Source organism: Parasynechococcus marenigrum WH 8102, assembly GCF_000195975.1.
Classification (GTDB): Bacteria; Cyanobacteriota; Cyanobacteriia; order PCC-6307; family Cyanobiaceae; genus Parasynechococcus; species Parasynechococcus marisnigri.
Map to the genome: position 1 here is coordinate 342,641 of NC_005070.1, position 24,451 is coordinate 367,091.

The 24,451-nt window shown below is 53.5% G+C and carries 32 protein-coding genes; 16 read left to right on the forward strand and 16 right to left on the reverse strand.

Annotated elements, in window-relative coordinates; all coding sequences use genetic code 11:
- Positions 1–196: 196 nt before the first annotated feature.
- On the forward strand, positions 197–502 hold the full coding sequence (locus TX72_RS12945; protein ID WP_011127221.1) for a DUF8638 family protein: 306 nt from the start codon (positions 197–199) through the stop codon (positions 500–502).
- 172 nt (positions 503–674) lie between these two features.
- Here TX72_RS12945 and TX72_RS01755 read toward each other — a convergent pair whose 3' ends face one another.
- Entirely contained in the window at positions 675–1,289 is a 615-nt protein-coding gene (locus TX72_RS01755; RefSeq protein WP_011127222.1) for a thermonuclease family protein, read from the reverse strand.
- Positions 1,290–1,636: 347 nt separating this feature from the next.
- On the opposite strand from TX72_RS01755, the gene TX72_RS14075 reads away from it, so the two are divergent.
- Positions 1,637–1,867, forward strand: a complete 231-nt coding sequence (locus tag TX72_RS14075; protein ID WP_158305706.1) for a hypothetical protein — start codon at positions 1,637–1,639, stop codon at positions 1,865–1,867.
- A 65-nt stretch (positions 1,868–1,932) separates the two neighbouring features.
- Here TX72_RS14075 and TX72_RS14080 read toward each other — a convergent pair whose 3' ends face one another.
- Positions 1,933–2,136 (reverse strand): hypothetical protein, encoded by a 204-nt coding sequence (locus TX72_RS14080; RefSeq protein WP_158305707.1) that lies wholly within the window; start codon positions 2,134–2,136, stop codon positions 1,933–1,935.
- Positions 2,137–2,365: 229 nt separating this feature from the next.
- On the opposite strand from TX72_RS14080, the gene TX72_RS01765 reads away from it, so the two are divergent.
- Both TX72_RS01765 and TX72_RS01770 read left to right on the forward strand, forming a co-directional pair.
- A complete protein-coding gene (locus TX72_RS01765; protein WP_011127224.1) occupies positions 2,366–2,632 on the forward strand; it encodes a DNA repair protein in 267 nt (88 codons plus the stop codon).
- A 254-nt stretch (positions 2,633–2,886) separates the two neighbouring features.
- Complete coding sequence (locus TX72_RS01770; RefSeq protein ID WP_148228740.1) at positions 2,887–3,672, forward strand: hypothetical protein; 786 nt, start codon at positions 2,887–2,889, stop codon at positions 3,670–3,672.
- Between the two features lie 524 nt (positions 3,673–4,196).
- Here the strand turns inward: TX72_RS01770 and TX72_RS01775 are convergent.
- Positions 4,197–4,472: a hypothetical protein gene (locus TX72_RS01775; protein WP_011127226.1), complete on the reverse strand. Its 276-nt coding sequence runs from the start codon at positions 4,470–4,472 to the stop codon at positions 4,197–4,199.
- A gap of 108 nt (positions 4,473–4,580) precedes the next feature.
- Positions 4,581–4,784, reverse strand: a complete 204-nt coding sequence (locus tag TX72_RS01780; protein WP_042502862.1) for a hypothetical protein — start codon at positions 4,782–4,784, stop codon at positions 4,581–4,583.
- 476 nt (positions 4,785–5,260) lie between these two features.
- On the opposite strand from TX72_RS01780, the gene TX72_RS12780 reads away from it, so the two are divergent.
- On the forward strand, positions 5,261–6,073 hold the full coding sequence (locus TX72_RS12780) for a GIY-YIG nuclease family protein (protein WP_011127228.1): 813 nt from the start codon (positions 5,261–5,263) through the stop codon (positions 6,071–6,073).
- A gap of 173 nt (positions 6,074–6,246) precedes the next feature.
- On the opposite strand, the gene TX72_RS01800 is transcribed toward TX72_RS12780, so the two are convergent.
- From TX72_RS01800 to TX72_RS01815, 4 genes are all read right to left on the reverse strand, one after another.
- Positions 6,247–7,365, reverse strand: coding sequence for a hypothetical protein (locus tag TX72_RS01800; protein ID WP_011127229.1), 1,119 nt, complete (start codon positions 7,363–7,365; stop codon positions 6,247–6,249).
- Positions 7,366–7,461: 96 nt separating this feature from the next.
- Positions 7,462–9,432 (reverse strand): VapE domain-containing protein, encoded by a 1,971-nt coding sequence (locus tag TX72_RS01805; RefSeq protein ID WP_011127230.1) that lies wholly within the window; start codon positions 9,430–9,432, stop codon positions 7,462–7,464.
- Positions 9,433–9,448: 16 nt separating this feature from the next.
- Complete coding sequence (locus TX72_RS01810) at positions 9,449–9,712, reverse strand: hypothetical protein (protein WP_011127231.1); 264 nt, start codon at positions 9,710–9,712, stop codon at positions 9,449–9,451.
- A gap of 2 nt (positions 9,713–9,714) precedes the next feature.
- Positions 9,715–9,933, reverse strand: a complete 219-nt coding sequence (locus TX72_RS01815) for a hypothetical protein (RefSeq protein ID WP_225867722.1) — start codon at positions 9,931–9,933, stop codon at positions 9,715–9,717.
- Between the two features lie 342 nt (positions 9,934–10,275).
- On the opposite strand from TX72_RS01815, the gene TX72_RS12955 reads away from it, so the two are divergent.
- On the forward strand, positions 10,276–10,446 hold the full coding sequence (locus tag TX72_RS12955; RefSeq protein WP_011127233.1) for a metallothionein: 171 nt from the start codon (positions 10,276–10,278) through the stop codon (positions 10,444–10,446).
- 58 nt (positions 10,447–10,504) lie between these two features.
- Here the strand turns inward: TX72_RS12955 and TX72_RS01820 are convergent, their stop codons facing one another.
- Positions 10,505–11,785: a site-specific integrase gene (locus TX72_RS01820; RefSeq protein WP_011127234.1), complete on the reverse strand. Its 1,281-nt coding sequence runs from the start codon at positions 11,783–11,785 to the stop codon at positions 10,505–10,507.
- 630 nt (positions 11,786–12,415) lie between these two features.
- On the opposite strand from TX72_RS01820, the gene TX72_RS01825 reads away from it, so the two are divergent.
- From TX72_RS01825 to TX72_RS14620, 5 genes are all read left to right on the forward strand, one after another.
- Positions 12,416–12,814 carry a hypothetical protein gene (locus TX72_RS01825; protein ID WP_011127235.1) on the forward strand — a complete coding sequence of 133 codons (399 nt, stop codon included), beginning with the start codon at positions 12,416–12,418 and terminating at the stop codon, positions 12,812–12,814.
- A complete protein-coding gene (locus tag TX72_RS01830) occupies positions 12,814–13,161 on the forward strand; it encodes a hypothetical protein (RefSeq protein WP_011127236.1) in 348 nt (115 codons plus the stop codon). Before TX72_RS01825 ends, TX72_RS01830 begins: the two co-directional genes overlap by 1 nt.
- Positions 13,162–13,200: 39 nt before the next feature.
- Positions 13,201–13,392 (forward strand): hypothetical protein, encoded by a 192-nt coding sequence (locus tag TX72_RS01835; RefSeq protein WP_042502872.1) that lies wholly within the window; start codon positions 13,201–13,203, stop codon positions 13,390–13,392.
- A 348-nt stretch (positions 13,393–13,740) separates the two neighbouring features.
- Entirely contained in the window at positions 13,741–15,000 is a 1,260-nt protein-coding gene (locus TX72_RS01840; protein ID WP_011127237.1) for an SGNH/GDSL hydrolase family protein, read from the forward strand.
- 197 nt (positions 15,001–15,197) lie between these two features.
- Entirely contained in the window at positions 15,198–15,404 is a 207-nt protein-coding gene (locus tag TX72_RS14620; RefSeq protein WP_225867723.1) for a hypothetical protein, read from the forward strand.
- Between the two features lie 331 nt (positions 15,405–15,735).
- Here TX72_RS14620 and TX72_RS14345 read toward each other — a convergent pair whose 3' ends face one another.
- The 3 genes from TX72_RS14345 to TX72_RS01855 form a co-directional block, all read right to left on the reverse strand.
- A complete protein-coding gene (locus tag TX72_RS14345) occupies positions 15,736–15,897 on the reverse strand; it encodes a hypothetical protein (protein WP_173358483.1) in 162 nt (53 codons plus the stop codon).
- Between the two features lie 89 nt (positions 15,898–15,986).
- The gene (locus TX72_RS01850; RefSeq protein ID WP_011127240.1) at positions 15,987–17,531 is read right to left on the reverse strand and encodes an AAA family ATPase; all 1,545 of its coding nucleotides are present in this window, start codon (positions 17,529–17,531) and stop codon (positions 15,987–15,989) included.
- Entirely contained in the window at positions 17,531–18,001 is a 471-nt protein-coding gene (locus TX72_RS01855) for a hypothetical protein (RefSeq protein ID WP_042502879.1), read from the reverse strand. The genes TX72_RS01850 and TX72_RS01855 overlap by 1 nt, the downstream gene beginning before the upstream one ends.
- Positions 18,002–18,084: 83 nt before the next feature.
- On the opposite strand from TX72_RS01855, the gene TX72_RS14085 reads away from it, so the two are divergent.
- Positions 18,085–18,234, forward strand: coding sequence for a hypothetical protein (locus TX72_RS14085; RefSeq protein WP_158305708.1), 150 nt, complete (start codon positions 18,085–18,087; stop codon positions 18,232–18,234).
- A gap of 133 nt (positions 18,235–18,367) precedes the next feature.
- On the opposite strand, the gene TX72_RS01860 is transcribed toward TX72_RS14085, so the two are convergent.
- From TX72_RS01860 to TX72_RS01875, 3 genes are all read right to left on the reverse strand, one after another.
- The gene (locus tag TX72_RS01860; protein ID WP_042502881.1) at positions 18,368–18,676 is read right to left on the reverse strand and encodes a hypothetical protein; all 309 of its coding nucleotides are present in this window, start codon (positions 18,674–18,676) and stop codon (positions 18,368–18,370) included.
- Entirely contained in the window at positions 18,676–18,888 is a 213-nt protein-coding gene (locus TX72_RS01865) for a hypothetical protein (protein WP_042502883.1), read from the reverse strand. The genes TX72_RS01860 and TX72_RS01865 overlap by 1 nt, the downstream gene beginning before the upstream one ends.
- Before the next feature lie 429 nt (positions 18,889–19,317).
- Positions 19,318–20,448 (reverse strand): site-specific integrase, encoded by a 1,131-nt coding sequence (locus TX72_RS01875; RefSeq protein ID WP_148228742.1) that lies wholly within the window; start codon positions 20,446–20,448, stop codon positions 19,318–19,320.
- A gap of 283 nt (positions 20,449–20,731) precedes the next feature.
- On the opposite strand from TX72_RS01875, the gene TX72_RS01880 reads away from it, so the two are divergent.
- The 4 genes from TX72_RS01880 to TX72_RS01890 all read left to right on the forward strand — a co-directional run bounded on the left by TX72_RS01880 (position 20,732) and on the right by TX72_RS01890 (position 22,913).
- Positions 20,732–21,643, forward strand: coding sequence for a tyrosine-type recombinase/integrase (locus TX72_RS01880; protein ID WP_011127244.1), 912 nt, complete (start codon positions 20,732–20,734; stop codon positions 21,641–21,643).
- A 13-nt stretch (positions 21,644–21,656) separates the two neighbouring features.
- Complete coding sequence (locus tag TX72_RS14805; RefSeq protein WP_083810613.1) at positions 21,657–21,818, forward strand: tyrosine-type recombinase/integrase; 162 nt, start codon at positions 21,657–21,659, stop codon at positions 21,816–21,818.
- Between the two features lie 368 nt (positions 21,819–22,186).
- Positions 22,187–22,495, forward strand: coding sequence for a tyrosine-type recombinase/integrase (locus TX72_RS12960; RefSeq protein ID WP_071820819.1), 309 nt, complete (start codon positions 22,187–22,189; stop codon positions 22,493–22,495).
- Positions 22,496–22,643: 148 nt separating this feature from the next.
- Positions 22,644–22,913: a hypothetical protein gene (locus tag TX72_RS01890; RefSeq protein ID WP_042502896.1), complete on the forward strand. Its 270-nt coding sequence runs from the start codon at positions 22,644–22,646 to the stop codon at positions 22,911–22,913.
- A gap of 531 nt (positions 22,914–23,444) precedes the next feature.
- Here TX72_RS01890 and TX72_RS01895 read toward each other — a convergent pair.
- Entirely contained in the window at positions 23,445–24,149 is a 705-nt protein-coding gene (locus TX72_RS01895; RefSeq protein ID WP_011127246.1) for a DUF8692 domain-containing protein, read from the reverse strand.
- Between the last annotated feature and the right edge of the window lie 302 nt (positions 24,150–24,451).

Consider the following 24,451-nt stretch of genomic DNA (forward strand, 5'->3'; position numbering starts at 1 on the left):
GCTTTTGTTCTGTAGCTAATTTTACTCTAGCCTTGTTTTCTATATAGCTAGCACTAATCAATTGCTTAATAAAAGCCAAAATACGTTAATCTAATTCGTAGCAATTATTGATAAAGCAATCAATTTGTATTGGTATCCATAATTTTATGGACAACTATTTTTGATCGATCAATGTATATCCAACGGATCAACTCCGATGCTGAGCACTAACACAAGACTAAAGCTCCAAGAAATCCTCACTCGTTTATCCAAAAACGAGCTGGTTAGTCTTGACGAGAGAATCCTTATTCAAAAGTATGCAGATAGGAATTCAACAGTTTGGCACTGGTTGCGGAAAGCAAGGTCAATTCAGGCTATGGGCCACTTAGATCAGCAATCTGTTGGCGGTTTTATGCAGCAGATGAATCTTCCAGGACAGACAACCGAGGACCATTTCAATGGTTCGCAAGATGATTTAGGTGAATGGTTTCAAGGATCCCCACAATGGGTACGTAGAAGCTGAAATCACAATCAAAACCTTATGCATGCACGACTACGAAATTAATACAAGCAATTCTTGCCGTAATTTAGTTTGCGCTGACTGCCTCAACTCAGATTCGGAAGGGAGGGGCCCTGAACCGTTATGGCGATCGACTTTGGTCAGCAAGTTGGGTTGCGTCTTGCTGGCGGTGCGCTCATCTGAGTGATTCGCAAGCTTCTCCATCACCGTCACCATCGAGGTATCGGTGTCCTTTAGTCAAGAGTTGTTGAGCGCGACTCCAGGAGCCAATGTCCTTGCAGCGGTATTTCCTACTGCTGCTGGAGTTGGTTATACTGCTCCCTCCTCCCTTGCGGTAGTCCCAAGGACGTGTGATTCCCGATCGTCCGACAGACCAAATGCCAATACCCCGACGCTTCGCTTCATCCTCAATCCCCAAGTATTTCTGAGCATCGCATTTACGGAGATACTTCCTGTAAGCAAATGCTTGCCCAGCCCCCACCATCAGTTTGTTCACATTTCCTTGGTAGTTGATTAATTCAGCCACGACCCGCCCGTGCCGGTCTGTTGTCTGAACTCTCAGAGTGACTTGAGAGCCGATGGGAGTCAGCTGCTTCAGTAGTTCCGTTGATCTCGCTCCCCAGGGTTGTTGGGATCTCTCCGGCGCATCAATGCAAGCAAGGCGAACCGTAATTTTTTTGTTGCCTTCAGACACTCGTATAGTGTCGCCGTCCCCGACAGAAACCACAGTTGCAGCGTTCACGTTTGTCGTAAGGCAAGCTGCCAGCAGCAGTGCGGTGGCTGCTTTCATCTTTTCAGCACGTGGTTATAGGCCAAGGATGGCAGAGTCTTTGGAGGTGCCTCAAGTTTGTAAACCGAATAAGGATGGTTATAGGGATCAATCCGGTATGGCGTTCCAAATGGGTCATCGCAGAGGTCAGGTCTGGGAAGACGTCCAGATACTATTTCGTTTGCTTCAGTCAGATGGTGTCGGTTATTTGCAGTAGCCCTTAGTAGCGAAATGATATTAAAAAAGGGTACGACTTTGAAAGTCAGCCCCCTTTTTTGTTGATTGCTAGGGCACCCCTCGCATTAGTATCTTAGTACGGATAGTTCTTGTTTTCGGGTTGTTTCTTATGGGGAGTTAATCTCTTATGAATGATTTCCCCCGAGCTGCGGAACGTGGCAAGCATTCTTGCTTTAATTCATCGGCGCTACCCCGACGCATTACCCGACGCATTACCCGACGTATTGCCGTTGTTCGCCGGGATCGTGCTCATAACCCACCGCGAACTGATCGCTCACCTGCTGAACACGGAACCTGACTGGCCATGGCAAAAGCCAACACAGAAGCCACTGCTGAGCGAGTCGATCACCTCCAGGGAATGATCCTGGCCGGTGAGACCAACACCGCTTGTCTCATATATGCGCGACAAACATGGGGGGTCTCAAGGTCACAGGGCTACAGGCTGATTAAGCGGGCTTGGCGTCAGATCCATGACGACATCGAAGGCCCCGACCTCAAACGGCAAGAGATGTTGGCTTGGTGCGTCCAGACCTTGATTGAGACGGCTGGTCAGGCCAAGGCGCAGCGCAACCCGGGTGCTGTTGTTGCTGCAATCCGCCAACTCGATTGGATGTGCGGGCTGGGGATCCACTCATCAGCCGGGCACCGAGTCCACCGAACGAGGCTGTGACGTAACTGAGGTTGTGTTGACAGAGGTGGCCGGCGCCGCAGAGGGCTTTTTAGCCTTTTTTTGGTCAGATCCTTTGCAGCGCAGATGATTTGCACCGGGGACCTTTGCTCGCGGGTTTAGAGGTACTTTTTCGCTCAGAACGACTGCAGTGCAGTGGACATGAACCGGCCAGCAAGACAAACAGGATCAAATGCATTGCTCTGCGGGCGATCTCACCCTGCCGCCGGGAACTGTGCTTGTCGGCGAGCTGGGTCTGGGCGGACAGCTCAGACCTGTCGGTCAGCTGGAGTTACGCCTGCAGGAGGCGGCGCGGCTCGGATTCCGGCGGGCAGTGGTGCCCCGCGGCAGCGGTCTGGGTGCCTTGGCCGCCGGCTTGATCTTGCCCTCTTGGAGGCCGATAGGGTCACCGAGGCCTTTTGTGCTGGCCCTCGGCGAGGACTTGACGGATCAGAAGTAGACGTGTAGGTTCGTGTCATACCAAGCGGTTTGCCCATGTAAGTGGGTCGGAACAAACTCGGAACAGAGCCCGGAACGTGACACGGAACAGATCCTATTAAGTTTTGTTACATCTTTTTTAGATCCCGTTACGGTTTTTTTGTAAAAATTGCAAGCCCCGAAAAGGCTCTAAAATCGAAAGTTTTCAGAATCCTGCACGACAAGCAAGAAATGTTCTTCTTTCTATTTGCCCCTAAGTTTTCAGGCTCAACAGTGATGAGCCAAGTCATTGCAAACTCTGTTAACGGCTACTTACCGTCATTCACAAACAACGAAGGTCAAATGGTCCCTGCTGTCAAAAAAATCATCTTTGCTCAAGATCGCTGGGATCCAAACGTTGATTACAAGTGGGACCCGATCAAAAGCACATGGCTTTCACTACTTCATAATTCGCAAAAAGATATTTTCATCGAAGCATCACCTCCAAATATCATGAGACTTGAGTCGATCAAGAGAAATTTTTCTGAAGACATGACAGGAGTAATCTCTATTTCATCTCCGTACATGCAGATCACTTCAGCAATAAAAAAGAAATACCACAACATGGTTGAAAACAAAAAGTTGCGCTCGAGAGACCAGATTCCCGAGAAGTTGATTCGCAAAGCAACCAACAGCTGGGTCCTCATGGCCAAAGCACAACGCAACAATGTCAAGTCAAATCCATCCATGCCATTGGTGACGTATGAGCAGTTCTGCAAGAATCCCCAAAAACTAATCAAAGCTTTCTGCAATCAAGCACAGATTCAAACAAAAAGCTATAAACCACAAAAGATCGGCGGAAAAAAATTCACAGGAATTACAGGAATCATGGACATGACATGCAAGAATCTTTCGTTCTTGTCGCTCAAGGAGATCGAAATATTAACAAGAAACCTCAAGCGTCACCGCAGTTTACTTCGCTTTTTCGGCTACCAATTGCTAACCACCCAAGACGTTACGGCGATGTACGAAAGACATATGCCTCTTGTAATTGATGGGATGCATTCCCGCTTGCATCGATAAACCCAAAAAAAACTCCTCACGCAAGCGAGAGGAGTTAAAAACAGAACAGCAGCCAAGTGAAATAATTCAGGCGGTGCGCAAGTTTCCCCTGAATTTCACGCTTTTATAATAAGTAAGTATTGCCTAAGCGTATCTCGTCAAATCGCGCTCTAAGACTCGATTCTTGGAAGTTACATTTGTCAGAAGTAGACATCAACGTTCTTGTCATCCTAACGGGTTTGCTCTTGTGGATGGGTCGGAACAAACCTGGAACAGGGGTGTGCTCTGGACACGGAACAATGCTTGGCCGCGGCTCCAGACTGGCAATAGAGACTTGCTTTTGTGTTTTGTATTAGAGCAAATGCAGCAGAAAGCCTTTCAGTTGATTCAGAGCCATCGCGCTCCTCGACTGCGGTTCAAGAACCTTCGCTGAGAACGGCGTGATTGACTGTCAGCAAGAGAGGAAGGCCGCCCTTCCCGGTGGAAAGACGGCCTAAATTGCTCGCATGAGCGTGGTTTAACAAACACTGGAACTGTTTGCCAAGTTAACTTTGTTTATTGGCCATAAACTCTCTGTCTGTTTCGGTCATCGTATCTTCATCATCATGAAAAAAGCATCCATAAAGTAGATTCTCTATTCTTGCAACGTCCATATCGAGATCTGCTACTTCTTGCCATAGATAGATTTCCCGAAATCTGTTTCCAAGATAGAATTGCGCTTCGGAAATGTCTCTTGCTATTTTAAAATAAGCAGACTGTTCCTTGGCTTTTGGCGACACATAGGTCAGGATTTTCCTCCCGATTGACTGCATGGTTGTCATAGTTCGATCCAGAACCTATAAAGATTTTAGTAGCAAGCACTACAAAATCAATGGGTCGTAATGCCTGTTCCGAGGTCTCCATTGCCCGGCCCAAAGCCTGTGCGGTGATCAGATGAGGTCGTAAGCCCTCAATACCTGAACACGGATGCCCCCAAGCTTTTGCCATGCCTCCAGTGCTTCCTTTTTTGACTGAAAGGGAAGCCAGTCGTCTTCTTCTAAGCGGCGTTTGATATGAGCCGCGACTCTTTGAGCTACAACCGCGTCGCTTTTAAAGCGAACACTTATGTTTCGGCCGTTGATTTTCAACTGCATCAGCGAATCAAGAGTGTCGTCAGTTTGGCGCTGACAACCGCTGTCGCTGCATCTGTTCTGACGGAAGTTGGATGAACTCAGGAGTCCGGTTGAGATGGAGGAGCTAGAGCCCTCGAGCCTGACGAAAGGCCGTTGAGTATGGGAAGAGAAATCCCGTCTCAAGGGCGCCTAACTCTTGCTCTGCCGAATAAAGGCTCCTTGTAACGCGGCAATGGTTTTCGCCATCGCAAACCAAGAAATGGCCATCTTCGGTCCTTTGGATAGTGGCGCCATGCGGCGTCTTAACTATGAGGTTAGCTTTCGCCATGCTGGGGTGAAGCGACATCCTTGTTATGGCCCTGGTCTTACCTGGGTGGGCGTAGCTGACAATATTGATCTGGAAATCAGCACGCTCCCATACCCCCTTCAGGAGCTTCCGGCGCTGGCAGTCGTAACTAGCCTTACGGAGCCAAACTGGTTCCAGGCAAAAAAGCTTGATGTCTGGTCAGTACCCACCAGGAAGCGAAGGATGGCGTGACGCTCTGGACTACCCGCCAGAAACCAGGGCAGATGTATCGGAAAATCGCCGCCGGTATCTCAAGGAGGCAAAAAAATTTCGAAAGGAAAGCGATGCTTGGGAGGAAGGAAGGATCGTTGGAGTTTTCGAAAGTCAGCTCTCTGATGGTGGTTCAACCTCTAAACAGTCCAAGGAGCCGACTCCTGAAGATGTTCGCTTGGCAAAAGAGCGAGCTGAGTTCAAGGAAATGATGCAGGCCAAGCGTGAGGCCAAGCAGGTAGCTCGCGCGGCGGATGAAAAAGCGGAGTTTCGCGAGTTCATGCGCGAATGGATAGCGACCAAGTGGGATGGTGAAACTCCTGATCACCTCAAAAAAGCACTGCCCACAGGGGATCCAAAGGATCTCGGGATGCTCATCAGCGAATGGCACTCTTACGGCGGCAGGAAGAACAACCACGCCAGTGATGCCACTTTGACTCGGTATCTTTACTTCCCTCCCGCTGACCAGAGCCCAGTAGTAGACACGCCTCCAGCGGGGTTCGTTTACTTCGTCAGGAACGAGGATCTCTTCAAAATCGGGATTACAGAAAACATGCTGCGGAGGCTGAAGCAACTTGCGCCGGATGAGCTTCTAAATGTCGTTCGCTGCTCCAACTTCCAGGAGGTCGAACGGGAGCTGCATCGACGTTTCAAGGATGTTCGCTTGCCTCAAACGGAGTACTTCCGGCTGAGTGATCAGCAGGTGCAGGAGGTCCACCAACTCATGGTGAAGTTGGCGGAGTTCCAGTCGTAACGGGAATTGCGTAATGAAAAAGCCCCAATATTTACCGTGTTCCGGAACACGGTTTTTTGATCCCTTTGGTCTTCCGACTTCATTTCTAGGGGCCTTTGACGTTCTTCTGAAGTGATGGTCTGGTTGATTTCAGTCACACCAGGATTTTTGGAAAACGATCTCTAGGGACTGTTTTAATTTGCCGCCGGTGGAAGTGAGTTCAGCCCGCTATTAACTGCCTGCTCCAATCGTCTGGGGTTGTAAAGCGCCCCAACCGAATCGAACATCGCCAGCATCCTGGTGATCGCATCAACATGGCCGGTGGCTTCTGAGCTGGCAGCTCTGTTTTCTGATTCCCACTGCTTGTGGCCGGAGTGGCTTAACCACTGCCACAGCTCATCACGTATCAATGAACGGGCAGCAGTTGGATTGGCGATCAGCGCATTGGCTTCTACCTTTCGCGGCCCGTACGTCTCCAGGTAGTCCTGCACATACGGGAACTTGCGGTGCTTGTGATTTGGGTTGGCCAAGTCACCACCACTGCTGGTTTCAAGACCGTCGATCCACACCAGACCGGCATTGTCCACAAACTCGGCGTTTAGCCCAAAGCGCACGATTCGACCGTCGTCAGCCATGTCTTCCAGGGAATCGTCCCAGTTCAGAACCTTGGCCAATGGCCTCAGGTTTTCAGCGATTGCGTCGGACATCTTGACCCCCATCGGATCAAGGTCGCCGCAATAAAGAACCACCGGTTCCAGTCCCTGCAACTCGGCCCAATCACATTCCTGAATCAGCGCCACCCTGCTGTTCACGTCAGCCTGGCCTTTGCTGGCAAAACGGCGGATTGCGTTGGGCAATTCCGGCTCGAACAGCTTGATCAGGTCACGTTTTTCAGTCCAGATGATCGGGAAGTACTCCTGATGCTTCCAGTAGCTGGCAGGCCAGTAATGCTTGGCTTGATCCAGCGATTCCCGCAGCTGACGGTTGATGTATTCCCGCGGGGTTTCTTCTTTGTCGTAGACGTCAGAACCAGACAGAGCACGGGTTGAATCCGCACCGACAAGTTCAAACGGAATCAGCCCTTCTTTGCGGCGATCAGCAAGCCACTTACCAGACCAAGTGAAATCGCCTTTAGTGATGATGCCTTCTGATTCCAGGGCATACAGCCAGGAGCGAGCAACAGGAGCAAAACCGAGACGCGCAACGTATTGGCGCATCCAAGCCACTACTTCATGCATATCTGCATGAAATTGCAGTCTTTTGGCTTCACTAATCCTGCCGCTGCCCATTCGGGGTAGTGCGGTGATGATCACGGGTGAAGTTGCAAAAAATGGATTACGTAGTCACCCCCAACACCCAAGAATCCAGAACTGGATAAATGGGTGAGAGGGGAATAAGGGGAGGGGTTATTAGTCCGGGCGACTCGGGTTCCAGAAGGCCCTAACCCACTTGCCGGTGCCGATGCGGCGTTGGTCATAGAGCCACCCGTGATGGGTCATCAACTCCCGGATGCGTTGGGCGTTGAAGTTGTTCTGGCGTTCCGGACCGATCTCCAGGAAGTCGTAGATCTGCTGGCGCTGGACGTAAGCCGCAGTGCCCTGGCGTTTAAGCCAGTCGCCGATCAGATCCGACCACGGGTCCACGAGGTCGTAGTCGCTGTTCCTGGTGAGGATGCGATCCATCTCCTCATCGGTGCTCCACGTCTGGAGACCGTTCTGGAACTCCCGCAGTGCCTTGGTCCAGATGGCGTCTCTGGCTTCGGCGATCCGCTGAACGGGCAGCTTTTCGTCACCGACGGGGATCATCACGAACCTGGTGGAGCCGGTGTTGTCCGTCAGCGGCGACTTGTTCGTCGTCGCGAAGAACACGGACCGCCGGTGGATCGGTTCAGTGCCTGGGGCGTACTTACGGCGCACTAAGTCCACCCGCCTACTCAGGAAGGCTTTGAGCTTTTCCTGTTGAGTCCGGCGGGTGATGCCGTTCAGCTCGCCCAGCTCCATGCCCCACACGAACTGGAGTCGGGTCACGTCGTCGATGTCCAGCGCGGAGGAAAGTCCGTCGCCGTAGAACTCGTGGCCGAACAGGCTCCTGCCTGCCTCCGTCTTCCCGATCCCCTGGCCGCCAAGAATGCACGGGGTCTGACGTTGCTGGCAGCCGGGGACTTTGACCCTGGCCACGGCGCTGGTCAGATACCGAGGCATGAATGCGTCGGCGATGGGGTCGTCGACGTTGAACAGGAAGCGACCCAGATGATTCCAGTCCTCATCAGGCAGGGGGTCCGCCGAGAGGTTGGACAGGTAGACATCCACGGGATCGAACTGATGCTCGTGAGCCAGCTCAATAAACGCATCGCGAGCGATCTTCTGGCTCCACCGGTTGGGGCTCGGTGGCATCGACAGGCGGAGGTAGAGGTTCTCCGTCTGGGTCGCCGTGGCCTCTGCACCGTTGATGTGGATGCCGCGGCTTCGCAGGTTCAGTCGGGGTACATCGCCCAGCTGCTCAGCCATCAATTTGAGGGCGTCGCCTGCCTGGACTTTCTTTTGACGTAAATCCTGTTGCTCCACATGGATCCGGAACACCGCGGCGTTGCCAACGGCTGTCTCGCGATCACCGCAGTAGGCCCAGGTGACCCCTCCCTTAACGACCGTCTCGCCCTTGGCCATCACCGGTGGCGACCAACGCTTGCCGTAGTGGCAGAGGATCACCTTCCCGTCGGCGGATTGGCGGCAATCAGGTTCTGTGCGCCCACAGATCGGGCAAGGGATGGCGTCATGCCAATCCCCGACCTGTTTATGGGATCGCCTGTTTTCCGTCTTGGCCATGGCCTTTTGCCATAACGCCCACCAGTCATCGGGGATGGGGGCGATCCGCTCCGGATTGCGCTGGGTCCAGACGTATTCGCCGCCAGATTGGCGGTGCTCGCCGGCAACGATGCACTGGCCTGTGGACCAGAAGATCTCGACCTTCTCGTTCCCGTCGGCCTTCACCTCGCATTTGCCTGGAAGGTGTTCCCACCGTTCCTTTGGCACTCTGAAGAAGAGCTTGTAGCGGTTGGAATCGGTATTCCGACCAACCATCCAGGTGACCGGCTGGTGCTCGATCCCCATCCTGATCAGCTCGCTGATGGCACTGAGCCCATCGATGTCGAAGCAGACGATGCCGCCTGCGTCAGGGCCTAGGCGTGTGCCGACACACAGGACCTTTGGTCCCATTGCCGCGATCTCATCGGGAGTGAACGACATGTGTTGCCAGCCCTTCGCACCGAAGCCAGTGGAGGGATCAATGGGCGCCTTGAACTTTTCCCCTGCACCACAGGGGATGAGAGGGAGGCCAGTGAGCTGCGGGAGCAGCTTCTGCCTCCAGTTGCTGACTGGTTTCATGCGAGGGGGGTGCTCCTCAAACCGTCAGCGGCGCGGTGTCTCTGCCGAAGGTTTCAACCTCCGCCGAAGACTCCCGCTTGTGGTTCCACAGGCTTTGGATTGCCTGCTCCTTGTTCCATCTGACCTTGCGAGTGCCGAGGCCGATGAACTGCCAATCCCGGTGCTGTTGGAAAGGACCGTTGGGGTCCCGCCGCATCCGAAGAATTGTCTCTGGACTGAGCTGAGCCGCCTGGGCGACTTCAGCGGTTGTGGACGCAATTTCCATTTCGAGGGCACGCACCCTCAGGTGCGCGGGGTGCCATCCCAGTTCTCATGGTGCAGAAGTTCCGCCTGGAGCTTGGCCATGAAGTTGGCCTTTTTGTCCCGGCGTCCCTGATCAGGATTGCCTTTGTCAAGCGTTCCAATAGAGAAGCCCTCGTCTAGTCGCACCCGCGCGCGGGTGAAATAGCGAACAAGACGTTCCAGGTGCTGACGTTCATGACCCTCAGGCCAATGAGTCAAGCGACCAGGACGAATCGGAATTGGGCGATCAGGACCTTGCATCCAGCAGGGATGACGTGTTCGGTTTGATCCCCCGGAGGCAGACGCGCTGCTGCTGTTCCGACATCTCGAAGGCAACGTAACACCACTGATCGGGATCGTCAGCAAATTTCCCCACCGATGCCACTACGGATGGTGTCAGCAGCTGGAAGTGTCTAGAGCAGTTGGGAGAGGTTGCAAGGATTGAATAAATCTATGCCGATAATGATTATCATTCTTTTGTGCCAATAATGAGAATTATTCTTATACTTTAGGCCGCTTATTGGTCTAGTGTTGTGGCTGAAAATTGCCTGGCCACATCAAATGTCTACAGCAATCAAATGTGCATGCCCTAAGTGCACCTGTATGGTCGCAGAAGAGAGCGCAATTGTTCTTCAAGGTAAGTTCTTTTGCTCGACGTCCTGTTCAACAGGGCATGCCAATAATGAGCCCTGTCATGGCGAAGGCTCTTGTGGATGTAAGTGCGGAGAGTAATCGGGGCGGTGGCCAGGCATGGCGGTGCTTTAAGCCCGCCTTCAACGTTGGGGTGGTGTCAGGGCAGCGGGATCGTGCCGGTCTTGGCGGCGAAGTCGCGGGTCCTCATCCCCAGGGTCATGGTCCGATAGCTGTGCGAGTGCACCGCTTCGCTGTGGCCCATCGCGTCGCAGATCGACGCCACCGGCACTCCCTCTCGGTGGCAGCGGATCGAGTAGGTGTCCCGAAAGCTGTAGGGCCGCAACCACTCGCTCGGATCCTGTTTGTCGTAGTGCTCCACCAGCTCTGCCCAATAGATCTGAACCGCACCGCTGGGCTTGCCTGTCGATCGTGACTTCCGGTGGATGTAGCAGTTCACCGCGCTCCCAGAGAGCTTGCGGACATCACCATCCCTGCCGGTGGGCAGCTGCAAGGTTCCGTCGGCCATCGCCTGCTCCAGGGGCCACACCACCGGCTGATCGTTGCCGTCGCGGATGTACATCGCTTCCAGGAAGCGGGGATCGGTTTCCTCTTCACCGCCGGTCTTCCTGTAATTGCACCAGATGGCTGGCTTGCCGGTCACCGGGTTGACTCGGCTGCTCAGATGCTGAAGCTCGATGGGTCTTAAACCAAATTGCGTCAATAGTCGGAACACGTTGCCCCACCTGACGTTTACCGAGTCGGCCAGCTCAATCAGGCGCAGCATCTCTAGGTCGTCCAGCACCGCTTTAAGCCTCGGCTTCGGTGCCTTGGGGATCAGCTCGTCCTTGTCGAACTCGGTGATCAGCCAGCTCGCTGGGGCCTTGTGCCGGGACACCGCGAACTGCATAAACAGGCCGAGGTAGCGGCCGCACTCCACCTTCATCGTGGGAGCCCCTTCCCAGTTCTTCAGAGCCTCCTTCAACAGGCCATAGCCGTCGTGGGCCTTGCCGGTGTTGATGAGCCTCACGGCGTAGTCGATGAATGGCCGCCAGTTCTTCCGGAAGGTGTGGGCGCTGCACTTCTGCGACTGCTGCACCCGGGACGCCTCCATTGCGTCTGCGATTTGTGCCCATGTTTTGGCCTTCTCCTCTCCTTGGAGATCGCTTGTGTCGTGAGCGTCGGCGACTGCTGCCTTCAGCGTTTTCTCGCCGTTGTCCCACGCCTTGTAGACCGCCTCAATCCACCGGATGGCGTTGCGGTGGTGCACCTCATCCCAGGTGTTGGGCCGCGGCAAGTAGGCGGTCTCTGCGGGGCGGCCACGCTTCCTGACGCGCAGCACGATCCGGTCGCGGACGCGGGAGATGCTCCAGCCGTTCCAAGGCTCAGTTGTCTCGACCAGGCGCTGTTCCCACCGGGGGCGCGAGTCATCCGGAGCCAATGGAGTGATGCCAAAAGTGATGCCAAAAAGATCCTATTCAGTCGTTCTCTGTCGTCAAGGGTTGCCAACAGACCAGGGCTCTGACTATGTTCTGCCCGTGATCGTTGTTTCCGTAAGGAAAGCAGTCAGTTGTATTACCCAAATGACTCATGGGGCCTGGAAGGGCCCTTCAACCATTGCCAATACTTGAGTCACGGATGCGACTAGGCCGAGATTTTGGAGCTGCGACCCAGGGTGTGACCCGAAGGTCGTCGTTTTAGGGCTAAGTGACCCATGCGGGGTCACAGAGGACTGCTGCGGAAACCTGCTGAATCTTGGAGAAGTTGGTAGAAGTCAAGTGAGCACAAGGGTAGAAGCCTTTCTTTTGTTATTGCAAGACAATAAAATAAGGGCGGTGCATCACTCCGCCCCTAGGAATCACCAACATCTATAGATGAGAGATCTGCTCCTTTAGTTTAGTTCAACGATGCCTAAACGTACACTTCCTGTCTATGTGGAAATGGTGCTTTCTCAAATACTGCAAGAGTCAGCATTAGAGAAGCAATCAATTGATGATGATTGTCCCTCAGTCCCGCAGGGCTGCCCTCTTTCCACCCCCCAAAGCCGTCTTACTGCAGTTGAGGTTAACCAATGATTGATTTAGATCAGGCCATTGATCAGTCCTATCGAGAAGCATCTGATGCTGAGGCTGTTGCCCGGCGCTTAGAAGCCAGGATTGAGCAGATTCCAGGTGCACAAGGGTTGCTCCCCCGCAGAAAATATGGAACGCCCGTGAACTTCAAGGCGATCCAAGAAAATCTCACCTTGGCCTCGTTGATTACACAGGCTGATGCAGCACTAGCGAACTACTGCGGGCTGGATGCCTCGGTGAAGCGCCGCATGGATGAAGAGAGGGAGGCTCAAAAGCTTCGTGTTGAGGCTTTGAGGATGCGCACAGAGTGCCTGAGGGAGGCCAACGAACGTGCTGCCAAGACTCGCGAGCAGCAGCTCGTCAGTGGCATCAACCCCATGACTGGGAGGTACTTCTGATGCTTGCTCGGCCGCACCCTTGCCTTGGTTGGCTCCATTGCCAACCACAGGACAGCAGACGACTTCTCGATCGACAGCTAACCCATCGCGATCATGTGCTGGAGGCTGACCCAAGCTTCAGCGGTATGCCAGCGAGCTTCGTTGAGGAGACCTGGGTCGACTGGTTGCCGAAGGCTGTCGCTCAACCCTTCTACAGAGACCAGCTCACCGCCCATGTTGCAGAGCTGGAACGCCAAATCTCCAACCTCAGCCGGGAGATTGAACTGCAGTCCGGCGGCCTGCTCGATCAACGAGATGCAGCTGTGGATCTCAGGCAACGTCTCAAGCATCTGCTGGAGACCTCATAACCCTGGTCAACCATCAGTTTCCAGACGCACCCGATACCGATGCCAAACATTCTTGATCACGTCTCACAAGCACCAGTCCTTGAAATAGACGTCTGGCCACGCTCAGCAACACGCAAAGAATGGTTCGCCATCACGCGACGCATTATTCAAGACACCATCGCTGACATGAACCTCGATCCTGCTGCTGAAGCAGAAATGATCGATGCCTTTACTGGTGCTGGGCTGCTGTGACAGTCCGCTGGTGACTCCTTACGCGTAACGGCCCTGTCCTGTTCAAGCGGTGGCTGTATGGCGGCATCCAAGACCTAGGAAAACCAGCAGTGACGGAGCTGCTGCTGGATTGTATTGACCCGTTCATTTGTTAAGTTGAGCGGGACAGGATGGTGGCGTGGCACCTAGGCGTGAGCTTCTAGTTTGAAGCGGCATTGAACCACGCGCATCCAGCATTTGGGGGAGAAGAAGCCCTTATATTGATTGATATATCACTCAGTAATTGATGAGCCAAGATGAGCTAGGTATCACTTAATGCAATTCTTAGATTAATGGAATGCTATTCTTAGTTTATCGCTATACAAGTCAATGGCAATTTTAGCATGGGAAGACATTTCAGGGGACAAATTTATTCATACATTCGATTTACATCGAAAAATTCCTAATGCAAAAAATCCTGAACCTGATTGCCCGGTTGAAATAGAAGCGTCGGAGTCTAATAAAAATGCGGCTGGTTATATATCATTTATCGGCGATAGTTTGTTGGATATGGTAGATCCCTCGGCTTTGGAGTCCAATTTGTACGGTTCACCTAGATCGTACGGTGGTGACACTGCCAGTAATTGTTCAATCCAAATGCAATTAATGGGTAAAGGTTATGACATTGGCGAAAATGCAGCCAAGGGCAGTGCTGTGATTGGCCAAGCCGCGGTGGACTGGGCGTTGAGTTCGGAGGGACTATCACTAGCAAATATTAGCGACCTATATGATACATTAAAAAATAGCTTATCAGATGATAAATTTGACACACTAATGATTTCAGGTGGTATAGGAAATGTACTTAATATCCCGGATGGCGAGAATCCGGTCGACTGGTCGAATCAGGCTGCGGATCAGATGGAGAGCCTCATAAATTCAATATTAGCGGATAACCTTTGGAGTAAAATCGTAATAGTAGGATATGCAATAAGTGCAACACATCCACGCAATTTTATACAAATACTCCACAATAAATTTAGTTACTTAGCTGAAAATAATAGTAAAGTAGAATTTATTAATACCGATTATCTTTATGACCAACGTGCTGGTGGCGATGCAGTTTTGCGTGAATCATTATTCGGTGGTGATGGAAATCACGGTGGTGTTGAAGGACACAGGCTTGTAGTAGAGAGCTTTGATACTTTGCAGGGGCTGCAACTAAAACCCGCACCAGAGCCAGAGGAATACGACAGCATCATTGAATCGGTTCTTGGCAAGGGCAAATTAAAAGGAACGACGGGTGCAGATGCCTTCACTTTTGATTCCTTTGAAGCATTCACAAAGAAATCTGCTGATAAGATCATTGGATTTAATGCGTCGCAAGGAGACACAATTGCTGTCGGTCCCAATGCGTTCCCTTCCTTGCAAGGTGTCTCCGATATCAGCTTTGCATCGACTAGGAGCAAGAAGGAATTCAAGCAAATGTCCAAGGAGGATTACGACTTTGTATATTTTGAGAAGAAAGGTCGCCTCTACTTCGATGGAAATGGCGCAGAGAAGAACTGGGGCAACAGTAGTGAGGGAGGTCTTGTGGCAATCCTGAAAGGAAAGCCTGAGCTAACTGCTGAAGACATAACACTGTTGGCTTGACAAAGCTTTAACGCTGAACACCAATGGCAATCACCACCAGAGCACAACGACAACAACGCCGTAACGAGGCTCTACAGCTGATTAGCAGTGGTGTCCCGCCAACTGACGCTGCGTCTCAGTTGACTGTGAAGTGGGGGTGCAGCAGGCGAACGAGTCTGCGTGACATAGAAATCGCGCAGAGTGAACTAGCGAACGCCTTGGACTCGGTTGAGCTTCAGCAGATGGTGGGTTGGTTGGCGACGCAATATCAACGTCTAGCCGCCAAAGCTGAACGCGATGGTCAGTATTCAGCAGCCGTTGGTGCTCTGAATGCGTTGAGAGCAATGGTTGTGCAGCCACAACTGGATGCGCAGTTTGCTGCTCACTTCCGTGGCCGGTTTACGCACCATTCCTACCGGCGGTGATATGGCAATCTTCGGGGCTTGCTCAATGCCCCATGGATTACAAGGATTTTTGCCTCACCTGTCTGGTTACGTTGGCGGCCATCAACACGGTGCTGAATGTGCGCGCTCTTCGAAGACGCTGAGCTGCGGCAAAGGAGCAAAGGCCAGTTTGTCAGTGCCACTCCGATCTCACTGGCCGGTTGAGTCTCAAGATTGCTGGACTCGATTTGGACGTGATGGAGGTTGTCTCGTCGCATCCCATTCCCGTCTCAGTCGCCGGGACCCCTGGCCCCGCAGGGCCGGAGTCTCAACGGATCAGCTGGACTGTCCTGCGTCACTGTGTTTGTGGCCGTTACGCAGCACTGTCTCCCATCAGTTCTGAAACGCTGGGCATCGGGTCTGGCTTGCCATCGGCAATGGCTCGAGCGCGGAGGTAGAACCAGCTTTCCGTGTCGCCCTTGGCTTCCATGCTTTCGGCGATGGTCTGCCAGTTGTTGATTTCGGCTTGGTCCATAGGGGGTGAGTCTTTGAAAAGATCCCCGGGCTCTCACCTCCGGGGACTGTTGTACGTCTTCTCGCAGCTCCGCAAGAGACGGCAGAAAACTAAGAACCTTGATCTGGATCTGTCGGTTCGGATGACCGACGCCCAGCCTTGTTCTTGCATTCCCGGCTGCAGAAAATCTTTGGCCGCCCACGCTTGTTGGCCGGGAAAGTCGTCCCGCACTCAGGACACTCCCGTTCTTCTGTGGCATCGGACTTTTCGGACCTTTCGGACGGTGGCTCTGAGGCCGGCGGCGAAACAGGGTCCGATATGTCCGATACATCCGTAGCTGGGAAGAAGGGCAGCACTGCGTCGACCGGTCTGAACAATCTGGTCGGCTGACCCCTGCCACCACCTCGTGCCGGGCGTTCCCGGTCGAACTGGATCAACTTCTTCTGTAGAAGCGCATCCATCACTTCCTTTGACCGCTTTCGATCCAGGTCAAGCGCAGCGCCCAGGTGCGGCCGATCCACACCCAGCTGGGTGGTGACCCAGTGATGGGTCATGTCTCTGAGGGCATCACTTTGCCGCTCGGTGAGTTTGTCGAGGATTTCCTCCATCGCCTGCTGCCGGGCAACCTCTGCAGCGGAGCCATGGCTGATCCAGTTGAAGCCTTCATCGACTTGCTCGATCAGCAGATCCAATGGCCTGCCAGCACGGCCTTCAGTTGTGAGCTTGACCCGATAGTCCGCCGGGGCCAACGGGTTGTCCCCTGGGTCAGAGACCCACGCCAGGCTCACGGTCTGACTCACTGCTGCCGGGAGAGCAGTGGTTCCACGAGAGGCGCTGGAGGCCCGGCCCTTTGCCGAGTGACGGTTGCTGTGGTGAATGACGATCAGGCTTGCGTCGTACGGAGCGATCGCTTCCTGCAGATCTATCAGTGGGTCGGCATAGCTGTTCGACTTCTCCTCCAGGCCCAGCGCAGCGGTGGCCGCGGCGTAAGAATCCAAAAGGATGATCAGGCTGGAGAAGTCCCTGCAGAACTCCACGATCTGATCGATGCCACCTTCGTCCAGGTGCAGGGGACAGCCCTTGTGAAATACGCCAACGACGGCGTCGACGAGGTTCCCCTCGGGATCACTCAGCCCTGCGCGGACCAAACACTCTTGCCAGTCGTCTTCGGTTTGATCCGGGCCGACGATCAAGATCAGCGGCTCCGATGCCGGTAGCGCGTGACCCAGGAATGAATGGTCCCCGCGCCGGATCCGGCCGAGCACCATCGTCATCAGCCGCGACTTTCCTACCTTCGGCAAAGCGATCACGAGTGTGGTGGTCGCTGCCATCACCACACCTGTCCATAACCATCGGGCCTTGGAGAGCTTGAGCTTCCCGCCGCGTGGCACCGGCGTTGCCGCACCAGCCAGCTCCCGGCGGGCATCCCACAGGTACTGCTTCAGCTCTTGGTTGGAGAACTCAGCTTCGTAATCACGGGCGGCATCCTTTATGTGAATCATCCGATCCCTCGATCCGATGGAGTCGTCGATGACGATTTCCTTGGCCTTCGACTTGATTCGTTTGATGTCAGCGGCCGGGCCGAAGCCGACAGCGGCAGGACCGGTGCCGTTCTTCAGCTCTGCGCTGAGGTTTGGATGCTGTTGTTCTGCCATCACTCCACCTCCCCGAGGTAGTGCCACCGGAAGTGGTCGGCCATGCGTTTCTGTTTCTTGAGTGCGGCCGCAGCCGTCTCAAGCACGGTGATCTGGTGATCCCAGCCCTGCCGGGTGTCGGCCTTCACCTTGGTGAGGCAGTCATCCACCAGTTCAGTGCTGACGTTGATCAGTGCCAGCAGGTGCTGCAGCTCTGGCGGTGGAGTGTTGTGCAGCTGGAAGTCGGTGATGGCGAGCGCTGTGTCGGCGTCCGCGATGAGCACCTCGATCCATGCCATGTAGCCGGAGTCCTTCGGGGCAGGTTTGGCGACCTGCCGGGCCCGGGTTCTGTTGAGCGCGGTGTGAGCGCGGAAGACATAGCTGTTGCCTGAATGCCCGCCATCGGTGGCAACCAGTGCGGCATGCTCACCATTGATATCGATGACATCACCGATGCGGATGTTGCTGGGTGGGTGGTTGGTGTCACCCACGAAGCAATTCCAGACGCCATCACCCCATCGGCAGTGACCGTTGCGGACTCGACCACACACCGGGCAAGGGGAGCGCCTGCTGGATGACTGCGCTATCCGGCCATGCCGCTGCTCTGCCTGTATCGCAGGTACGCGGCCGGATCGGCGTCTCACGCCACCACGACGACTGCGTTGTCGCCGGGCTTCCTGAGACTGTCGCGGATCAGTCTCGTTGTGGACTGAGTTGTTATTGAGAATTGGACACGAGTCTGTGTCCAAGACAGGCTGTGACTGAGGAGACTGTTGCTCCCAGGCGGCCGGGCCTAAATTTGAATAGTTGAAATCCAGATCCAGGCCCGCCGCGGCAACGGCGGGCTTTTTCATGGATCAGTCGGCCTCCACCTTGGAGAGCTGTTGGTGCAGCTCTCGCGACATTGCTCTCTGCAGAGGTGTTTCCCTTCCAAGAGCAATTGTTAGCTGTTCGTGGAACGCCTCTCCTCGCATCGTTTCGTCGACACTTTGATCCCAAAGCAGGTCCGCAAGCATCTCGAAAGTTTTCTGCCACCAGCTGAGATCAGGCTTGTTGGCGTAATGCTTCTTCAGAGCATCGAGGACTCCATGCTTTTCAAGAGTGTGGCCATCTAATTCGATGGAAGACTCTCCACAATGGATCACGAGTTTGATGTTTTTATCCATCACTTCGCCTCCACTGCTTCGAAGGTTTCCACGGTGCTGGGAGCTGGACGCTTCCAGTTGGTAAAAGCCCGCTCGACGGCCTCCTCGTTCCACTGCAGGGGGCTACGGGCTGACGCGCCTTTGCGTCGCCAGTCCTGCCCCTCGCGGAACATTGTGGTGTTGTTCTTGAGGGCGAGAGGTGTTTTGTCGCTGATGCCGAGGATCTTTTTCATCCTCGCGGTGTCGATCCAATTAATTGGATGGGTAAATGTTATCCCCGCATCATTTCCACAGCTTCTCTAACCCAAGGCTGACACCTATAAAGCCAGTTCTCTTCTGGATTCTCGGCGTGAGCTTTGGCAATGATTGAAGCAACAAACTCGACGCCGTCAATCTCTAACTGAGGAGTGCCAGCGGGGAACTTTAGGGTCCGACCGTTGATTCTCTTGGATTTGAGTTGGGCGTATTTGTCGTGCTTAGCCATGGCTTAATCGGGGGTGATCTTGAGGCTTGTCCTAGATCAACTCCCCTCAGCCCACCGAATAATCGATAGTCAGGTTCTCAGAAAGGGAACCCGCCGGATATACGATCGGCGGGGCAACTTTCGAGTGATATTTCATCTCTAGCAGTATGTTGCCTGTTCGTCTACCCCCAAATTCCTTTCAATTCCGTCCCGCGGCCCGCTCGAACGCATCCAACATCGTTTCGGTGCTGGTGTTGATGTAACTCTCGCGGTGAACCTTCACGCTGTGGCCGCTGGCCAGGGCCGCGTCTGCATCAGCGATCCCGAAGCGTGCGCAGCGGTGGGTGAATGAATCTCTGAAGGCATAAGGCTTGAGCTGAAGTCCTTGCTTCGCCTTCTCGGCGACCAAGGATTTCCATTCCGGTTGTCGGCGCAGAAACTTCCCGAGTGCTGCACCATCGACCCGCTCGACCGGGGGCCAGGGCAGATCGTTCAGGCCCCGCCAGCCGTCCCACCAGACCCTCTCGCCACCGTGATCAATGAATGGCAGGGGGACGAGCCAACGCTGCGGGGTAAGACGTTTTCCGGCCTTCTTCTGATAACTGCAGTGCAGTTGCTCCTGGCCGCGGCTGTTGACCCGGACCTCAAGGTGCCGGTTTCGATCGGCTTCGCAGGGCCTCAACCCGAACGTCGCGCAGAGGCGGAGGACTGACGCCCACCCTGGGCTGCGCTGTTCGATGGTCTGGATCAGTTCCAGGATCTCGATGTCAGTGAGGTCGCTTTTTCCTTTCAATGCCGCGGCAGCACTGTCTGAGCCGCGCAGGTCCTCGTAGAGAGCTTCAGGGATCAGCCACAACCCCGGCCGGTAGTCCATCGACACCGCGTAGGTGAGCATGTTTTTGATCGCCAGGCAGCACTCCAACCGGCTGGCGTCTTGCTCGCCCCAGGTCTTCAACGGCGTCCCAAACATCTTTCCAGGTTTCTTGTTGACCCTGGGGGCCGACAGCACTGCATCCAACAGTTGAGCGCCGGTGCGGGGGGGTGTGTTGCTGCGGAGCAGTTTCAGCATCACCTCGAAGTACCGGCCGTAAGACGCTTCGAAGGTGGTGTCCTTGATTTTGTTTTTCCGGGTCTGAAGGTGGTTCCGATATTTCTCGCAGATCTGATCCCAGGTCCAGTCCTTCTTCTCCACGTGGGTGGTGGCCTTCCCCAGAACCGCATCACGAGCGGTCTTCAGGCTGTGGTCTCCGGTGTGGATCAGTTTGTAGATCCGACCGATCCACTGCATCGCCTCGGCCACGTTGCGGGCCTCCCATGCGAGAGGGAGCACGGCCTGCTCACCGACGCATCGTTCACCACTTCGAACACGGAGCCTGATCTTGCTGGTGGCTGTGTGCCGCACAACGCTCCAGCCGGGGTACGCCGACTTCACCGCGCTCTGGAATCCAGGTCCGAAGTCAGCCAAATGACCCGTTTTGTGACCCCAATTGTGACCCAGGATGACCTTGGCTTCAACCCGCCTTCCGTGGGATTCCCCCGAATAGCTTTGCTATATCTGGGTTAATTCTGAGACTGCAGTCTGCGACTGGAAAGCGGACAGTCGTATCACCCAAATGACTGCTGGGGGGTGGAAGTCCCCCTTAAACCATTCCAGCAAAAGCGATCTGGCTCTTACGCTAGATCCTCAAAAAACGCTTTCCGACAAATCGTCCGACAAATTGCCGCCTGTGTTGGTTGGCATGGACAAGGCAGAGGCGTTGGCGTATGTCAGCCGTCTCTTCGACGCTGCCCAAGCTGGAGCTGTCCTTTGGAGCGACAGCCTCCTGCTAAAAAGGTTTCTCGCCCAATGCAGCCGTACTGGCAGTCAGGAAACCCAAGACGGTTATCGCCGTGAAATTCGTCATTACGTCAGGTGGCGAGACCGTGTTCACCCCCACCTGCATTTGCGTGAAATTGATTCGACGCTTGTCGAAGATTGGATCGCCGAACTGCGTCAGCAAGTCGAGCTTGGTGATCTGAAGCCGCGCTCTTTCAACAGGCGTATCTCAGCTATCAGCAGCCTGTATCGATGGGCGTCGGAAGCTACCCGATCAGCTGTGTCAGGAGTGCCGCGGAACCCAGTCCCCCGAAGAACAGGGCTGTCGGCAGCAAAGTTGGCCAAACCACTGTCTGAGGCTGATCTGACATCTGTCTTTGGTGCAATAAGTGCAGTGAAGGTAAAGGGGTCAACCATTGCTGCGCGTGACTTGGTGTTGGTGCGCGGTTCGTATCTGATCGGTTGCCGTGTGTCAGAGCTGATCGCCTTGAAGTGGCAAGACATTGAGCGTCTTGAAACCGGCGGCCAGATTCATCTATTGGGCAAGGGCAGCAAGCCACGCACTGTGCGAGTCAGCGAGGAAACCATTCAGCTCTTTGAGTCGATTGGCAGGGGGGAGCCAGATCAATGGTTGTTTCCTTCTTCGAGAAGAAAAGGACCTTTGACGAGACAGGCCGTCGCTGATCGGATGAAGCGATGGGGGTGTTGAGGTCGACGTCCATTTGCATCCACATTGCACGCGTCACAGTCATGCCACGCATGCACTTCGCCGTGGTTGCAACCTCTACACGCTTTCTCAGACGCTTGGTCATGCCAGCAGTGACACCACAGGTCACTATCTGCAGGCTAATCCTGATGATTCGTCTTCATTGACGCTAGGTTGACTTAACCCTAATTACGTCAACTTTGGACAACACAAGAAAGGGGGCGGTCGAAACAACCAGCCCCCTTTCTTTGTGGAAGTGCCGAGGCACCCGTCGCTCCAATACTATAGCCGCAAGAGCTTTCAGTGTCGAATTTAAGAACTATAATAAATGCAACTCTAAACACGTCTTTTAGGTGCCTAAACGTCAGCTTCCTATTCAGGCTGATCTGATCATCAATCGTCTTCGCATGGAAGCCATTCATTATTGTACGTCAGCGTAAAGTCTTTAATGAGTATTCTAGTCCGTTGGAGAGACATCGAGGCTCTCGATGACGGAGGCAGATTCACCTCTTCGGCGAGGGATCAAAGCGACGGACTGTTCGCTTATTGCCAGCAACGCTTGGCCTCTTTCAAGGACTTGGCCGCGGCTCTGATGAAGAGTTCGTCTTCCCAAGTCCCAGGCGGGCTGGGCATCTCACGCGCCAAGCAATCGGAGATGTTTGCCACAAGTGGGGAAGAAGAGCTGGCTTCCATGTCCATCCACACCAGCTGAGGCACAGCCATGCCACACATGCGGTTCAGCGGGGAATCGATGTATTCACGCTCCAAGCAACGCTTGGACATTCAACGAGCGCGACAACTGGTCACTATGTCGCTAGCAACCCTCGGGACAGTTCTTCACTTCGGCTTGGATAGTGCTGCGTCTGGATAATTGCAAAGAGCAAAATCTGGTGATGCCCCATAGACCCAATGATTTGAGTATTTATACGTTAAAAAACTGTAGCCGTCAGGACATCTACGGGAGCTTCTTAGGGTTTGAATCGAGAAGAGATTCGTCGAAATCATGCGCCCACTTGCCTATCAGCGTGCATTAGATCTTTTTATGGAATCTATGATTAAACCGGATTATGAGCTGCGTGCAAATGCAGGATACCAGGATTGCTATGGGGAATTAATGGAGATACGGCAAAGCTGCATTACTTACCTGAGAACATTGAAAGAAATAAATGATATAGAATCTGGGGATGAAAGCGATGCAATCGAGGTCGGCAAGACCCTGTCTGCAAAGCTTTCATCGCAAAGAATAGCTTTTACTCATGGAGAGTTAATCTGATAGTTTCCCTGCTGAACTAGCAAGTTCATGTCTGCTGAGGACACATTATCTGGCCTCAGGTCATGCTACTTTTGAGAGTTTTACCGAAAAGAAATTCCTTCTAATAATCTCTAAATAGTTGTTGGATTCTAGCAGCTGTGCAAACTTTGCTGATGAAGGTCTGAGGATCAGGCCAGCTTGTAAATGAAATAGTCAGAGTCTTGTAATTCAACCCAGGGGCAGTTGTACATAATCTCTTACTTGTTGGCGAGACAGAGGACGCTGTTCCAGGTCATTGTTGGTGCACGTGATAGCTTTAAGGCACCTCTCCAAACCAGGATTTTGGCGAGTCATCAGTCCTTTGAAAAAAGCAGACTATTCAAAATGAGCGAGGAAGAGCCAATTGAGTGATACCGCTGCAGAAAAATAGGCTTTCTCTTCATTTGAGAGTCCAAAATTATCTTCTGTACTTAGTTTCTTTGAGAAGGCCTGGGTGAACAAGTTGCCGTAAGCCACCGCTCAATACTTCTACTGGGATTTTTCACTAGATTTTTATAGATTGGGTGGATCAGCACTAAATTTCAGGATCCAGGCCTGTTTTCCACTCTGCTTGATCAATTGCCGCATGAGTGCGTGTATAAAAAGGATTAGACCCATGATCTCAAGCGATTCTTCTATGCCCGTGATAGCGCCATACCAGAAACTGTGAAGACGGATGACGCCCGAGCGAACGGCAAAGCTGCCCACCATTTCCATTCCGATTGCCCCCGTGATGTAAACGCCTCCTGCACAAAGGAAACTGTTGGATGTCTTGGCCGAAAGAGTGGTCAGAAAATGGCGGAAGCGCCAAAGCAGTCCTAGAGCTACGAGGCCATAGGGGATTACCCAGGTGGAGGCAAGAGCAGGATGAATATGGTGTCGCAGGTCCGGAAGGATAAGGATCTCGTGGATCTGTAGGGCTTCATCAACCGCGAGAAACATAAAGATTCGACTGAGAAGAGTCCAGTCATCTGCTGACTCCTGCAGTGAGGCCTTGCTCAACTGCATCAGGAGCCTCGCAGCTGTTAGCAGCAGCATCGTGCTGAAAAGTGTGGGCAGATTCAGCTCGCGATCCATGTTCAACACATCGAGCCAGTGTTTGTCGGCACCGAAGGCATATATGCCAACTTGGGTGGTGATGTGAGCGAAGAGCATGACTGCTGTCATCAGGCTCAGCCACTGGCGGACAGTGTTCGGCGTCAAAAGCAAAGGCGTCAACCGGAGAGGCCTTACCCTCCCTTCATGGTCTGTTAACTAAGCCTTAACCTTAGCAGCCCTTTGGCCGATGACTTCAATAGATCTGACTCGGAAACATTTGTTTCAATGCTGCTGGGCTGGGCTTCGTACTCGTCTGGGTGATCATCAAGGTGGTCATTTTTCATCCACACCCGCTTAGGCAGAGCTGTATGGCTTGTCTGAAAACATTGAAGGTAATGAATGAAGTATAAGCTTGGGATATTAGTGAAGCCGTGGAGGCGGGCAAGATTACGGACGGTAAGGTCAAGTCTTGCGAAATAGTA